We start from the raw sequence: 13501 nt of genomic DNA, 5'->3' as shown, positions 1-13501 counted from the left end.
GGGGGGACAGGGCCTTGGTTTTGCCATCCCCGTGAAACTTGCCGCCGGCATCATCGCCCAGCTTAAAGAGGATGGCAACGTTACCCGCGGATGGCTCGGAGTCGCCATCCAGGAGATCGAAGGAGAGGTGGCGAAATATTACGGATTGTCCAGCCCCAAAGGCGTCATGATCATGGATGCGTTTAAGGGGGACCCCGCGGAGAAGGCGGGTATAAAAGCCAAAGATATCATTGTCTCCATCGACGGCAAGAAAGTCGAATCACTTAAAGATCTCACCGGAATCGTCGCATCCCAGAAAGTGGGCGATAAAGTGAAGGTGACCTTTCTGCGAAACGGCAAAGAGAAAACCGTGAAAGTGAAGATCGCCAAGCGTGTGGACCGCCGAGCCGCTGGTGCCAGGGGCATGGGCAGCGGAGACGCCGATTTGGGAATCGATATCGCCTCCATCTCTCCGGAGATGGCCAAGCGCTACAATCTGTCCGATACTCAGGGTGTCCTGATTACCGGCGTGAAACCCCGCAGCAAGGGGAGTGAGATCGGCCTGGTTCACGGCGATATCATCAAAGAAGTGAATCATCAGGCCGTTAAGGCCGAAGATGATTACTTTGAAGTGCTGGACGGGATCGAAAAGGGTGATCAGGTGGACATGCTGATTATCCGACGGGGACGGGGGTATGCCCTGGTTCGCTTTGTTAAATAAGCTGAAACCTCGCTGAGTGTTAACCTGAAATCATATCATCGCGGCCCGGTTGCTCGGGCCGTTCATATGGTGTTTACATAGAGACTTCATCCTCCTGATTTCCATACGGTGCCAGGAGGGCTCCTCAGCCCTCCTGGCACCCACGGAAATTATTTTGAGACGGGCGTCACTCTTCGGCCCAATCTCCCTCAGGCGGGGGGGGTGACGAAGCCATCCCCCCCCCTATTCGATACAAGGGTGCGCTTGCGCACTATCTCTCTCCCCCCCCCAAAAAAAAACACAGTATTTTTTGCCCTTTCTGGACGACGTGAGGGGCCTCCTTACGCAGGACTCATGGCCGTTGAGTCCCTTCCGCGGTGCGCAAGCACGCCCTGCCTTACAACCCCCGTCACCGATGGCAATGCGTCGTCATACTGGATGTGCTTGAGCACTCTCTCCTTACCCCTTACCACCAGAGGCTCTTTTGATTTCACAAGAGCGGAAGAGTGACTGTTTTCGGGCGCGCCGTGCTCCGTCGCGGCATTTGTGCGATACCGTTGGAAGGGCGTCGCTCGTTGGGATGTGAGGCTAATCTGGGGTGTTATAGTGGCTCGGGGTGGGGGCAATCCTCCGGCAAAAAAAAGCCGCACCGGAGTGCGGCGCTCCGTTTCGGCCCGTCTTTATCGGTTTTTTAAAGGTCGCGGCCCAAACGATAACCAATGCCGGCATTTCATTCTTCACGTTGCTGTCTTTGAGCTGCTTATAGAAGAAAAACCAACATCTTTTATCTTTTCTGAGCCGCGTAAGAAACCTCCGTGCATGGGCTTTATGGCGTTGTGATTCCTTTGGGAGGGCGCACCGCAACAGCGGCACCTTTCCGGTTTTTTTGGGGGGGCAGGGTGGCTGCATGGCAAGGGACTCTGCGCCGTCTTATTTAACGGTTCTCGATCCCCCGGAGAGCATGGCGGTGGTGCTGTGCGTGATTCCTTGAGCCGGGCTGTCGAGAAACTGGGGCACCATGGTGTTTGGCGTGATGGCGGTATGTCGAATCAAGGGCTGCGTCAGGGTGTGTTGCCTTTGCAGGGTTTCTTCCAGGGGGTTCAGGTTTTTTGTGGTGCGTGTGATGGCGAGGCGGAGGTGATCAAAGTCGATGGGCTTGGAGAGATAGGCGCTGGCTCCGTTTTTCAAGGCATTCTCTGCGGTTTCAAGGGAGGCGTAGGCCGTCATGATGATGATGGGGAGGGCCGGGTTGATTCGTTTGATGACCGCCATCGCGTCCAGGCCGGACATTTTGGGCATGCGGATGTCCATGAGGATGAGATGAAATTTTTGCGCCCTGACCTTTTCAATGGCCATCTCGCCGTCATGGGCTTCAAAGACGGTATAGCCCCATTGTGTGAGCAGGGTGTTCAGCATCATCCGATGTGAGGGGTCGTCATCTGCAATCAGAATGGTGACGTTTTTTGTCATGGTCTGTCGCCTCCGTGAGGGGTCGGATGACCCGGGTGAGGGTCGCGTCATTGCCCTTGCTTCAGGTCGCTCTGCGGCAGGGCTCTTTGCTGTTGTTCGCCCCTTAGAAAACCTGGATATCTGTGATGGCTGGCGCTATCCGCTGCCCCTTGATTTCAAAGAGCAAGACCGGTGCCAGCGTGGGAGACACTTTTTATGGACGGCAGGGAATGGTTGGGTGGACGCCCGTAAGGCGCTTGTATTCCTCAGGGATAAATCATCCCATGCTCCTCAGGGGTACGGCTTCGTGGGCGTATTTTGAGACATCTGAACCTCGGTTTTTGTGGAGACCCGGGGAAGGTATGGTTAAAAAGTAACCAATCCCCCTCGCCTCTGGGTAACCACATGGTTATAAAATATCCATGGTGGTGGGTGGGTCTGGTATTGAAAAGAAGGTGTTGGTCCAGCATCTATCAAGGGGTAAGAATTTTTTCTATTTAATAATAGCTGCTTATCAAATAATTTTGGTTTTTATCTATATTTGGCATGCAGGTTGCAATAAACCAGACCAAGCCTCTTGAAGGCCCGGCTTAGCCAAACAAAACGCAAACAACCGAAAAAAACCTCTTTTCCCCCTTTATTGGGAATCCCTTTAAGCCGGGACCTTCAGAAGCTCTTTTTAAGGACTCTCCTCATCGCGGCCCGGTGGCCCGGACCGTTACGGTGTTTATATATATACTTCATCCTCCTATCTCCGTTAGGTTGAGGGGGGGCTTTACGCCCCCCCAAAAACCTTCGGGAACCGAAGTACCTCCAACTGAAAAGTCCTGTCGGAATTTTCAGAAAAAAACTTCATCCTTATATTCTCCTAAATTGTAGTGGTGTGAAACCCCCGAGGCAACGGTGCCCCGGGGGTTTCATGTTTTTGGGCAGGTTGCCGTGAACAGGTCGTGCAGATGCCTTTTAACGTGACATCCTCATCTGTGCCGCTGCAGGCCCGCAGTCAAGCGGTGTCCCCTTCTTGCCCCAAAGAGCACCGAGTTCCGGCCTGGAGAGCAGCTCTTCCGGGGTTCCGGAGCCAACCTGTCGCCCCTCCTCCAGGAGGATCATATGGGTGGCCAGGGAGCGAATCTCGTTGAGTTCATGGCTCACGTAGAGGATAGGGATGGAGACGTGGTTCCCCAGGCGCTTGATGAAGGGAATGACCTCGTCCTTGCGTACGGCATCCAGAGAGGCCAGGGGTTCGTCCATCAGCAGCATGGCCGGGCTGGTCAAAAGCGCTCGCCCGATGGCAACCCGCTGCTTCTCTCCGCCGGAGAGCCCGGCCGGGCGGCGGGAGAGAAGATGGCCGATGCCGAGGAGCTCCACCACCGCATCAAAATCCACAAAGCGAATGCGAGCCGGGGTGAGACGCATGCCGTAGGTGAGGTTTGCGCGAACCGAAAGGTGGGGAAAGAGGCGGCCTTCCTGGAAGACATACCCGATACGCCGCTTCTCCGGCGGGAGATTAATTTTTTGATTTGCGTCGAAAAGGCAGAGACCGTTTATGGTGATGCGCCCGGCATCGGGCCGGAGCAGGCCCGCCACCATGTTGACGATGGAGGTCTTTCCCGCCCCCGAAGGCCCGTAAAGGGCGGTAACTCCCGTTCCGGGAGCCTCCATGTCGACATCAAGGGCAAACTGGCCCTGCCTGTGGGTAATTTGGAGGGTTAACACCGAGGGGTCTCCTTTTGTCATTGCAATGCTGCGTGGGGGGCATCCGTATATGGGTTTTCATGACCGTTTCGGTGCTCCGGCGGTGCGCAAGCACACCCTACCTTACATCCCCCACACCGTCGCCAACTCGTGACATAAGGGTTTGCTTTTATCCCTCTCCCGTCACGCGAATGCGGACGCGAGGTGCCCAACGTCCCAACAGCCGTAGAGCATTCGCAAACCCGCTTTCAAGGTGGTTTTCGCTACCGTGGTTTCGCCACCTTGTCATGCCTTCATGCGCGCTGCCACTTTGCGGGAGAGGGTCTCGGAGATGATCAGGGCCACCATGGCGATGAGCACGGACAGGATGCAGAGGCGCATGGCACCCGTCTCTCCGTCCGGCACCTGGGTCAGGGTGTACAGAGCCAGGGGCAGGGTCTGGGTTTGACCTCGGATATTGGAGACAAAGGTGATGGTGGCGCCGAACTCGCCCAGGCTCCGGGCAAAGGCGAGGAGGGTCCCGGTGAGGATGCCCGGGGCCATCAGGGGCAGGGTCACCGTGAAGAAAACCCGCAGCGGCCCGGCACCCAGAGTTCGGGCGGCGGCCTCCAGGCCGGGGTCCACGTTCTCGAGAGAGAGCCGCACGGCACGGACGAGCAGGGGAAAGGCCATGACCGCAGCGGCCAGAACCGCTCCTTTCCAGGTAAAGGCCAGGGTGATGCCCAGGTGCTCGTAGAGCGGTCCCCCGATAAGGCCGTTTCGCCCGAGCAGGACCAGCAGCAGATATCCGATGACCACCGGCGGCAGCACCAGGGGCAGGTGGACCAGGGCTTCAAGCAGGGTTTTCCCCGGAAAATGACCCCGGGCGAGGGCCCAGGCCGTCAAGATACCCACGGGCAGGCTGACGGCCACGGCCCAACCGGCCACCCAGAGGCTCAAGGTGACGGCTTCCCGCTCCAGGGCGGTGAGGGCAAAAAAGTCCATTACTTGACGCCGAACCCGTATTTTACGAACACGGCCTGGCCTTCGGGGGTGTGTAGAAACGCGAGAAAGCGATCCGCTTCTGCCTGATTCCCACCCGCGATCGCAGCCACCGGGTAGACAATGGGCGGGTGACAGCTCTCTGGAAAGGTGCCCACCACGCGGACCTTGGAAGAGATGGCCGCATCCGTGGAATAAACCAGTCCCAGGGGAACCTCTCCGCGTTCAACCAGCACCAGGGCTGCCCGCACATCTTTCATGGGGGCGAGGCGATCCTTGACCTCTCCCCAACTTCCGAGATTTTCCAAGGCTTTTTTACCGTACATGCCCGCCGGAACATGGGTGGGATCTCCCATGGCCAGCCGTCCTTCCGAGCCCATGGCCGCCGCGGGTGAAAAACCCGGGTGGATATCGATGTTGGCAAGGGAACCCGCCACGGGTGAGATCAAAACAATCCGGTTGCGCAGAAGGTCAAACCGGCTTTCTCTGGTGAGAAGCTTCTTTTTTTCCAGGTAATTCATCCACTTGGTGTTGGCGGAAAGATATACGTCGGCGGGGGCGCCGTTGCCGATCTGCTTGGCCAGGGTGGAGGAGGAGGCGAAGGAGGGGGTCATATGCCCCAGGTTTCGGGCTTCGTAGAGCTCTCCGAGTTCTGTGACGGCATTTGTGGTGGAGGCGGCGGCAAACACGACCACATCGGCTTGCGCAACGCCCAGGCTGGCGAGGAGGATCAAAGCCACGGTAAACAGGTGAATCGCCATTTTTGAAGGTTTCATTTTTTATTCATCCCTTTGTGAGTGGATGATGACGAGGTCTCATGTCCGGATGTCGCCCGGGGGTGCTTCGCCATCAGGGTGGATGTCAAGGGACCAAAACCGGAAATCCCTTCGGGTGTGCCTTCATCGTACGCATGACGTTTTAAAACGTCATTTGACATATTCTCATTGCATTTGCTATGGAATCAGTCAATTATTTTTTTAAACAATGATTATTGAAAAGGAGAAGCATGGCGCCATTGGAGATCGATATCGTCTGTTATCTTAAGACGTACCGCCTCAATAAGGGGTGGACTCAAGGGGACCTGGCCGAAAAAGCAGGCATTCGTCGTCAGGCTGTTTATGACATTGAATCGGGGCGATACCTGCCAAATACCGCTGTGGCACTTCGCTTGGCACGCCTTTTCGACTGTCGGGTGGAAGATCTCTTTGTGGATCATGCCCCACCGGAGACTCAGCGTCTTGACCTGGTTCACGGTGAGGCCGAATCCTCGTCACGCCTGGCATTGGCGCGAGTACGGAATCAACTGGTGGGCCTTCCTCTGGAAGGGGCCGGTGCCATGCCCTTTGGCTTCTGTTCGGCCGACGGCTTGATGGCATCGGATAAAAAAAGCGCCGTGATGCTCACCTCCGAAGCCACTCTGGACCGGACCCTGATTCTAATGGGGTGTGACCCTGCCTTTGGCATGATCGAACAGCATCTCTCCCGTAAGATCTCAAATGCCCGTGTTCATTGCCGGTTTGCCTCAAGTACAAAGGCGTTGGAAGGGCTGGCCCAAGGCGCGGCGCACCTGGCAGGCACCCATCTGCACAACACCGGCAGGGAAGAAGCCAACCTGGTGATGGTCGCAGAAAAAATGAAGGGCACGCCCAATCATGTGGTGGGCTTTTCTCTCATGGAGGAGGGGCTGATGGTGGCCCGGGGAAATCCCCTGGGCATTCGATCCGCCGCAGACCTGGCTCAACCCGGCATTCGATTCGTGAACCGGGAGCCCGGTGCAGCCCTGAGGGTCCTGCTCGATGATCAGCTCATGCGCGCAGGTGTCCCCGGAGAGGCCATTGCCGGGTATCACACGCCGGTGACCTCCCATGGCGACGGTGCCGCACGTGTCGCCTGCAACGCCGTCGATGCTGCTCTGGGGCTCAAAGGCGTCGCCGAAGCCTGGCACCTGGATTTTGTCTCCATGGCCGTGGCCCGATGCGATCTGGTGATTCCCGTTGACCTCGAAACCCATCCCGCCGTCAACGCTCTTTTGGACCTGCTTCAGTCTGGGGCCATGCGTCGGGAGATCGACAGCCTGCCCGGGTATGACGGGGCTGTGACCGGTAAAATGATTGTGTAAGATGCCTCCGGCGGCCCTGCCGGGGGCCAAACTTTTGATCCGCCTTCGCCCAAGGGCTACGGCGCGACAAGAAAGTTTGATAAACAGGTTTTGCTCAATTTTCCAGAAACCTTCGCGAATGTCCTCACCCTGAGGAACGAAGGGAGAGGGCATTCGTAACCTGGGGTCCAGGGGATCATCCCCTGGCCGCCGGAGGCAGGCTTTCCCTGCCCAATTTAACCATAGAAGGCTTGTTTTTAATTCTCAGGAGATCCTCATGCAGCTGATCCAGAACCTCTTGGCCCATTTTTCTGATAAAGCGAGCCGTACCCTCGTGACCTCCGTGACCCTTGGCCTGAAATACACGGCCGTGACCACCGATGACGGCGGTATCGGCCTGGCCTGGACCGACCCGTCCGCGCTCGGATGCGGAAAATCCGGGCCCTATCAAGACTACGAAGGCCAGCCCGCCTCCGAGCTGCTGGCCCTGCTGAAAGACCCGTCTCCTTTAAATCGCGGGATGGCCCTGGCCCTGGTCAACGCCCTGAACTACCACGAGGCGTCCGGCCTTCCCGACGATACCAGCGACGGTGGGTGGATGGATGCCTTTGCTATCGGTCCCGACACCCGAGTTTCCATGGTGGGCTTTTTCCGGCCCCTCATGAAAAAATTCAAAGCGCGCGGCGCCCTCGTGGAGATACTGGATAACGATCAGGGCGTGGGGGATCGGGTCGATTTCTACGCAAAACTCAACGGATGGACCGAGGTCCTCCTGCTCACCTCTACCTCGATTATCAACCAGAGTACCGAAGAGGTTCTATCCCACCTCGCCCCGGACGTCACCCGGATCATCATGCTCGGCCCCAGTACCCCCGTGATCCCCCAGGCCTTTTCCCACCTGCCCGTGAGCATCCTGGCCGGTACCGTCCCCGTGGACCACGAAGCCGTCCTCAAAGCCGTCCGACACGGCCAGGGCACCCCGGTGATCCACCGCTTCAGCCGAAAAGTCTGCATCGCGAATGCTCCCAGCCCTCGTACCTCGGGCTGATCACATTCGCTGACGGGCTTCGCCCGTGGCCAACAATTTTGGTTGTTCACGCTTCGTCATGTTTTATTAGATAAAATATCCGTGAAGACCGTTGGCGAGGCGAGCCACCTCGAAGGCGGGTTTGTGAATGCGCTGTGTGTGGCGAGTGCCAGCGCTGAGAAGGGGTCGGAAAAGCTGGCAAAGCCACTTAGGCAAAACACAGTGAAAGCAGATTATCGCTGCGCTTCTTCCGTCATCTCAAGGGGCTGTTTTTCGGGCGCGCCGTGCTCCGCCGCGGCATTGACGCGATGTCGGTTGGAGGGCGCCTCTCGTTGGGATATGATAACGGATGCGAGGAGAGTTTTGGCTGTCTCTGTGGTCCAAGTCGGGGCCAAGCTCCCGGCCAAAAAAGCCGCGACGGAGCACGGCGCGCCCAGAGCGGTGCAATCCGCTTTCGAGGTGTCTTTGCCTTCGCCAGGTCGTTCGAGGCAAATGACAGAAAGATTCAAAGGCCAATACGTCACGTCTTTTCATCACCGCGTAGGGTGCGGCTCCCGCACCTTCTACCGTCAAACCGGCCGGGCCCACAAAGACAGAAACAGGTGCGTATCAAAAAGGCCGCCATGCTCCATGGAATCGTCTTCCCCGGCTCTCCGGGGAGTCGTTGCATACGGCCTGACCGTAACCTGAAACACCCTGCAACGCAGGAACAACCGGATGACCGGGGATCCATGCTCGGGTTGCCTCACCGTAAAAAGACACAACACATACGTTTTCTCACAACCACCATGGATTCCCGCCTGCGCGGGGAAGACGAAAAGCGTAGGGTGCTGTCAGACCGGAGGCATCCTAAATCCTCAGCGTCGCTTTCTCCCGGCCCACCGTGGACGTGGTTTTTTTACCGTAGTCATGGCCCGGCCACACCACCGTGTTCTCCGGCAGGGTAAAGATCTTCTCTCGAAGGGAGCGTTTTAAGACCTTCAGGCTTCCCCCCGGAAGATCGGTGCGGCCCACACCTCCCACAAACAAGGTGTCGCCTGTGATCACATGGCCCGGAGCGTAGAGGCAGATTCCGCCGTGGGTGTGCCCCGGGGTGTGCAGGACTTTTAAGATGCTTTTTCCCACCTCGATGACGGAGCCGTCTTTTAACAGCCGGGAGGGTTTGGGGGAGCCCTTACCGCCCATCGCCCGCGTTAGGGTCCGGTTCCCAATTCCCGCCAGGGCTTTTGCGTCGTCCCGGTGAATCATCAGGGGCGCTCCGGTCGCCTCCACCACCGCCCGGTTTCCCGCCGTGTGATCGCTGTGGCAATGGGTGTTGATGAGTCCCACCACTGAGAGCCCCAGGATCTCGACTTCCCGCAATATCCGCTTCACCTCAAAGGCCGGGTCCACCAACACGCACTGGTGGGTCGTTTCATCCTCTACGATGTAGGTAAAGTTGGCCATCTTCCCCAATGGAATCTGATGTATCTTCATGAACTCTCCTGTAGAAAGGGCAATGAACCACAGAGGCACAGAGAAAAAATAAAAAATGAGCCTTCGGCGGCAAGGTGGCACCACCTTGAAAGCGGGTTTGCGAATGCGCATCGGGAGGTGCCTCTTGAGATTAACCGGAATAACTCCGGGGGCCAAACTTTTGCCAATTTTTATGGGTTGGGCTTGATAAACAGGCCTTAAAAACACTGCCGGCTGGCCAACGCTCGTAAGGGGTTGAATAACGTATCGAACCCGAGTTTTTGGAGCGCCGCACTCCTGTGCTGCTTTTTTTGTTCCAGGGTTCTGCCTGGGGATGGTCTCCCACATGAACACCCTTATTGGCCGCAGATGAACGCCGATGGGAGAAAGCCGGTGAAGAGTGAAGACAAAGGTTGGGCTTTTGGCCCTTAGCCCTTTTTCGTGTCTTTCGTGTGGTTCGTGGTCATTCCTATGTTTTTGATGTTTGTTCGATATATTGAAGTCGTTAGGTTGCAAGAAAAATATAAAAGTACAAAAATCAATGCCTCCGGCGGCAAGGTGAGCCACCTTGAAAGCAGGTTTCCGCTGGGCTTTGCCCCTCGTTCCTCAGGTCAAATCCCAACGGAATTCAGGCGATCCAATGTATGATTATTAATTTTTGGCCGTCTTAAAACGATGAAAAGCCTAACAACATGAACCACGAAAGGCACGAAAATCACGAACAGGGAACAACGACAAAAAAATAGGGGAACCAAAACAGGTCAGATCACCTAACCCGAAGCGTTAGGGTGTCAAATGATTTCGATATCCCATTTGCGAACATATTCAGCTAATCAGTCCCGGTGTTATTTGGCTATAAACGGTATTTTGAACCCGTCTAACACTCTTAGCGAATGAACCTTTTTAAAAGGATATCTTCAATATTCTGACGTGAATCTAACACCGACAACATAAAGATTTTCTGTTCACTGATTTGATAGATCAGTCGCCAAGGCGGGATAACTAACTCTCTGTATTGGGATATGCCCTGGCCCTGAAGTTCAGGAACGATGCGGCCTTTTTCAGGGGCGCTGCAAAGGTGGGATGCTTTCAGCCTGATTTTTTGAAATATCTGTAAGGCATTCTGGGGATGATCCGCAGCGATATACGCAATGATATTTTTTAAATCGAGCTCAGCAACCGTCGTCCAGCGGACCGTATATGCCGCCTTCATGCTAACTTTTCTTTCAGAGAGTTCTCAATGTCTTTGAACACCTCCTCTTGGGGTCGTGTCCTTCCATTTCGCACATCGTCTTCACCTTGAGAGATCAGCTTTAACAAGCCAATGGCGTTGCGCATATTTTGATAGCTCTCAGGGTCTTGAAGAACAGCTCGGGGCTCGCCATTTTGGGTGATAATGACAGGCCGACGGGTTTTGTTGATTTGGTTCAATAAATCTGCGGCCCTTGATTTCAAATACGTCACAGGCTTTATGTCATCTGTAATATTCATCTTTGTTACCTCCGATCTGAATATCATACCAAATAAGGACCGGTCGTCAAGGTTGTTTAACTCCTAAAACCTGTTTATCAACCTGGGGTCCAGGGGATCATCCCCTGGCCGCCGGAGGCATGTTTTTTTCATTTTTCTTTCAACATCAAGGCTCCAGTTTCATGTCTCCGGCTTTGATCCAGCCGATGCGTCGGAGCCATTCGGAGACGCCGTAGGCGATGGCTGCGGGAAAGATGAAGTGGATGAGGGCGATTTTGAGAAAGAGGACCACGGGATTTGCCGAGCCGATCATGGTGTTCCAGGTCATAATCTGGCCCACGAGCCCGGATGTCCCCATGCCGCCGCCGCTGGGGTTGTTCTCCATGACAAAAAGAACCGTGGCGATGGGGCCGGTGATGGCGCTCGCCACGATGGCCGGGATCCAGATTCTCGGGTTTTTCACAATATTGGGCATCTGGAGCATGGAGGTGCCGAGGCCCTGGGCAAAGAGGCCGTTGATCTTGTTCTCCCGGTAGCTGGCCACGGCAAAGCCCACCATCTGGGCTGCACATCCGGCGGTGGCGGCACCTGCGGCCAGGCCTTTGAGTCCCAGAATAATGGAGATGGCCGCCGAGCTGATGGGCAGGGTCAGGAAAATCCCCATGAAGACGGAGATGGTGACCCCCATGATAAAGGGGCGCTGGTGGGTGGCAAAGAGGATGATGTCCCCCAGGTAGGCCATGAATTTCGAGATGGGCGGTCCGATGAGAAGGGCGATGATCCCGCCGCTGATCAGGGTGACCATGGGGGTGACGATGATGTCGAGCCGGGTCTTGCCAAAGACTCGCCGTCCCACCTCAATGCCCGCCAGCACCGCAATAAAGGCTCCCAGGGGTTCTCCCGGGCCAGCCAGGTGCACCGCCCGCCCCACAAAGACGCTTCCGGCAAGAATTTTACCGGCAAAGGCCCCGAACATCCCGGTGACCGCCGAGGCGTAAATGATCAGGTTGGGTGCCCCCAGCTTGTGGGCCACCCCCACGCCAATGCCCGCCCCGGTCATGGCCAGGGCCATCCCCCCGATCTGGAGCAGCACGCCCCCGGTCGTGCCCCCGATCCCAGCACCGATCTGTTTGATGATCAGCCCCACAATCAGGGTGGAGAAAAGGCCGAGCGCCATACCGCTTAAGCCGTCAATGAGATATCGATTGATAAACCGTCTAAATAAACTCGTCTGTGACATACTGCCGCTCCATCCCCTGAAATGATTTAAAGCTCATTGCTGCCTCCGGCGGCCCCGCCGGGGGCCAAACTTTTGATCCGCCTTCGCCCAAGGGCTACGGCGCGACAAGAAAGTTTGATAAACAGGTTTTAAAAATAGACCGAGACTCTTATGCACGAAGGCTCTTACCCCGGATAGTTCATGAGAAAACAATTAGGACCAAGGAATAAATCGTAATGACAGTTCTTTGCAGCAATATTTTCAGCTGTTTCAAAAATGCAAAATGTAATCTACGGTATTCTGTCTGATTTTCTCACCCTTCGGGCGAGCCGGGTTACTCTTTTGACGCTGATTTATTCCCGCAGTCGCTGTGTACTGCTTAGGTTTGAAGGAAAAAAATAAAAGAACAAAAAACAATGCCTCCGGCGGCAAGGTGAGCCACCTTGAAAGCAGGTTACCGCTGGGCTTTGCGATCGCTTGTGCCTTCGTATTGTTCCTTCTTCCTTGCCATGCATTTCAACCCTTCGGGTTTAACCACAAATCCGGTCAGATTTCAAACAGGGAAGATAGATTAGAAGGAATTGGGGCGTCGTTTTCTCATGAAATATCCGGACTAAATAATCGACACTTGAATCCGGCGGCCAAGGGCTTTGGCAAACTTTTCGAGGGTTGAAAGACGAATATCCGTGGCGTGGTTCTCCATTCTTGAGATCACGGACTTGGTGGTCTGGAGCTCGCGGGCGATCTCCTCCTGAGTCATTCCAGCCTCCTGTCTGGCCTGTTTCAACAGGGCACCCAACCTGAACGTTGCAAAACGTTCATCGTAGTCTTTCCAGAAATCGGGATCTTTTGAGGCTCGTTTGGCTTTATATTTTTGCACGTCACTCATAAGGCATTCCTTCGTAAGAGATATTCTCTCATTCGTTGCCGGGCTGTGTTGATCTCTTTTTTAGGTATTTTTTGAGACTTTTTGGTAAATGTATGGCTAAGGACCACAAGCTTTTCTCCATCAAAAAACCCCAACAGCCTGAAGATGTTATTCGCATACTGAACTCTGACCTCCCAGATACCATCCGTTGATTCCAACTTCTTGAAGAACTTGCGTGGGACAACAGGCTGGCTCTCAATCAGGTCGAGAACAAAAAAAACCTTCTCAACCTCCTTGTTGGAAAGAGTATCAAGATACGCTTCCACGGGGCATTTGTCGTTCTCGGTTCGGTAGAAAGTGATCTTTCGCATAATCAAAATGTTAGCTTATATGCGAACTTCTGTCAATTGAGTGTGTGGTTGGACGAAGCCGCTACGCGGCGGAAAAAGACAAAATAGTGTATACTCTTTTTTATACTTGCCCACTTCTGGGCAACTACAAAAAGGAGTATACCATGAACCAAAAAGAAGTAAATCGGTTTAACAAACTTTACGAGCGCC

Annotated in this window: 13 protein-coding genes; 3 read left to right on the top strand and 10 right to left on the bottom strand. The window is 55.1% G+C overall.

The features are described from left to right. The coding region (locus Q1Q75_RS21015; protein ID WP_300674909.1) for a PDZ domain-containing protein at positions 1-700 on the top strand (700 nt) is incomplete at its 5' end. Between the two features lie 909 nt (positions 701-1609). Here the strand turns inward: Q1Q75_RS21015 and Q1Q75_RS21010 are convergent. The 4 genes from Q1Q75_RS21010 to modA all read right to left on the bottom strand — a co-directional run bounded on the left by Q1Q75_RS21010 (position 1610) and on the right by modA (position 5580). After that, positions 1610-2149, bottom strand: a complete 540-nt coding sequence (locus tag Q1Q75_RS21010) for a response regulator (protein WP_300674906.1) — start codon at positions 2147-2149, stop codon at positions 1610-1612. Positions 2150-3091: 942 nt separating this feature from the next. Then, positions 3092-3844: a molybdenum ABC transporter ATP-binding protein gene (gene modC, locus Q1Q75_RS21005; protein ID WP_300674904.1), complete on the bottom strand. Its 753-nt coding sequence runs from the start codon at positions 3842-3844 to the stop codon at positions 3092-3094. Between the two features lie 264 nt (positions 3845-4108). After that, a complete protein-coding gene (gene modB, locus Q1Q75_RS21000) occupies positions 4109-4807 on the bottom strand; it encodes a molybdate ABC transporter permease subunit (protein WP_300674903.1) in 699 nt (232 codons plus the stop codon). Then, on the bottom strand, positions 4807-5580 hold the full coding sequence (modA, locus tag Q1Q75_RS20995; RefSeq protein WP_300674902.1) for a molybdate ABC transporter substrate-binding protein: 774 nt from the start codon (positions 5578-5580) through the stop codon (positions 4807-4809). The genes modB and modA overlap by 1 nt, the downstream gene beginning before the upstream one ends. Positions 5581-5810: 230 nt before the next feature. Here modA and Q1Q75_RS20990 point away from each other — a divergent pair, with 230 nt between their 5' ends. Then, positions 5811-6923, top strand: a complete 1113-nt coding sequence (locus Q1Q75_RS20990; RefSeq protein WP_300674901.1) for a substrate-binding domain-containing protein — start codon at positions 5811-5813, stop codon at positions 6921-6923. A 256-nt stretch (positions 6924-7179) separates the two neighbouring features. Next, on the top strand, positions 7180-7950 hold the full coding sequence (locus Q1Q75_RS20985) for a DUF364 domain-containing protein (protein ID WP_300674899.1): 771 nt from the start codon (positions 7180-7182) through the stop codon (positions 7948-7950). An 828-nt stretch (positions 7951-8778) separates the two neighbouring features. On the opposite strand, the gene Q1Q75_RS20980 is transcribed toward Q1Q75_RS20985, so the two are convergent. From Q1Q75_RS20980 to Q1Q75_RS20955, 6 genes are all read right to left on the bottom strand, one after another. Beyond that, on the bottom strand, positions 8779-9405 hold the full coding sequence (locus Q1Q75_RS20980; RefSeq protein WP_300674898.1) for an MBL fold metallo-hydrolase: 627 nt from the start codon (positions 9403-9405) through the stop codon (positions 8779-8781). A gap of 865 nt (positions 9406-10270) precedes the next feature. Next, a complete protein-coding gene (locus Q1Q75_RS20975) occupies positions 10271-10597 on the bottom strand; it encodes a type II toxin-antitoxin system RelE/ParE family toxin (protein ID WP_300674896.1) in 327 nt (108 codons plus the stop codon). Further along, positions 10594-10875, bottom strand: a complete 282-nt coding sequence (locus Q1Q75_RS20970) for a type II toxin-antitoxin system Phd/YefM family antitoxin (protein WP_300674894.1) — start codon at positions 10873-10875, stop codon at positions 10594-10596. Before Q1Q75_RS20970 ends, Q1Q75_RS20975 begins: the two co-directional genes overlap by 4 nt. A 145-nt stretch (positions 10876-11020) precedes the next feature. Then, positions 11021-12094 carry a PTS transporter subunit IIC gene (locus Q1Q75_RS20965; protein WP_300674892.1) on the bottom strand — a complete coding sequence of 358 codons (1074 nt, stop codon included), beginning with the start codon at positions 12092-12094 and terminating at the stop codon, positions 11021-11023. 592 nt (positions 12095-12686) lie between these two features. Next, complete coding sequence (locus tag Q1Q75_RS20960; RefSeq protein WP_300674890.1) at positions 12687-12962, bottom strand: helix-turn-helix transcriptional regulator; 276 nt, start codon at positions 12960-12962, stop codon at positions 12687-12689. Continuing rightward, complete coding sequence (locus Q1Q75_RS20955) at positions 12959-13267, bottom strand: type II toxin-antitoxin system RelE/ParE family toxin (protein WP_300674888.1); 309 nt, start codon at positions 13265-13267, stop codon at positions 12959-12961. Before Q1Q75_RS20955 ends, Q1Q75_RS20960 begins: the two co-directional genes overlap by 4 nt. Positions 13268-13501: the final 234 nt, after the last annotated feature.

This window comes from Desulfoluna sp., from assembly GCF_030145185.1.
Classification (GTDB): Bacteria; Desulfobacterota; Desulfobacteria; order Desulfobacterales; family Desulfolunaceae; genus Desulfoluna.
The sequence above is the reverse complement of the archived record's forward strand: the minus strand, read 5'-3'. Positions and strand labels throughout refer to the sequence as shown.

Coding starts and splice junctions, on each gene's coding strand:
- Q1Q75_RS21010 (WP_300674906.1), bottom strand. CDS start 2,149: ATGACAAAAAACGTCACCATTCTGATTGCAGATGACGACCCCTCACAT.
- Q1Q75_RS20975 (WP_300674896.1), bottom strand. CDS start 10,597: ATGAAGGCGGCATATACGGTCCGCTGGACGACGGTTGCTGAGCTCGAT.
- Q1Q75_RS20990 (WP_300674901.1), top strand. CDS start 5,811: ATGGCGCCATTGGAGATCGATATCGTCTGTTATCTTAAGACGTACCGC.
- modA (WP_300674902.1), bottom strand. CDS start 5,580: ATGAAACCTTCAAAAATGGCGATTCACCTGTTTACCGTGGCTTTGATC.
- Q1Q75_RS20965 (WP_300674892.1), bottom strand. CDS start 12,094: ATGTCACAGACGAGTTTATTTAGACGGTTTATCAATCGATATCTCATT.
- Q1Q75_RS20960 (WP_300674890.1), bottom strand. CDS start 12,962: ATGAGTGACGTGCAAAAATATAAAGCCAAACGAGCCTCAAAAGATCCC.
- Q1Q75_RS20970 (WP_300674894.1), bottom strand. CDS start 10,875: ATGAATATTACAGATGACATAAAGCCTGTGACGTATTTGAAATCAAGG.
- modB (WP_300674903.1), bottom strand. CDS start 4,807: ATGGACTTTTTTGCCCTCACCGCCCTGGAGCGGGAAGCCGTCACCTTG.
- Q1Q75_RS20985 (WP_300674899.1), top strand. CDS start 7,180: ATGCAGCTGATCCAGAACCTCTTGGCCCATTTTTCTGATAAAGCGAGC.
- Q1Q75_RS20980 (WP_300674898.1), bottom strand. CDS start 9,405: ATGAAGATACATCAGATTCCATTGGGGAAGATGGCCAACTTTACCTAC.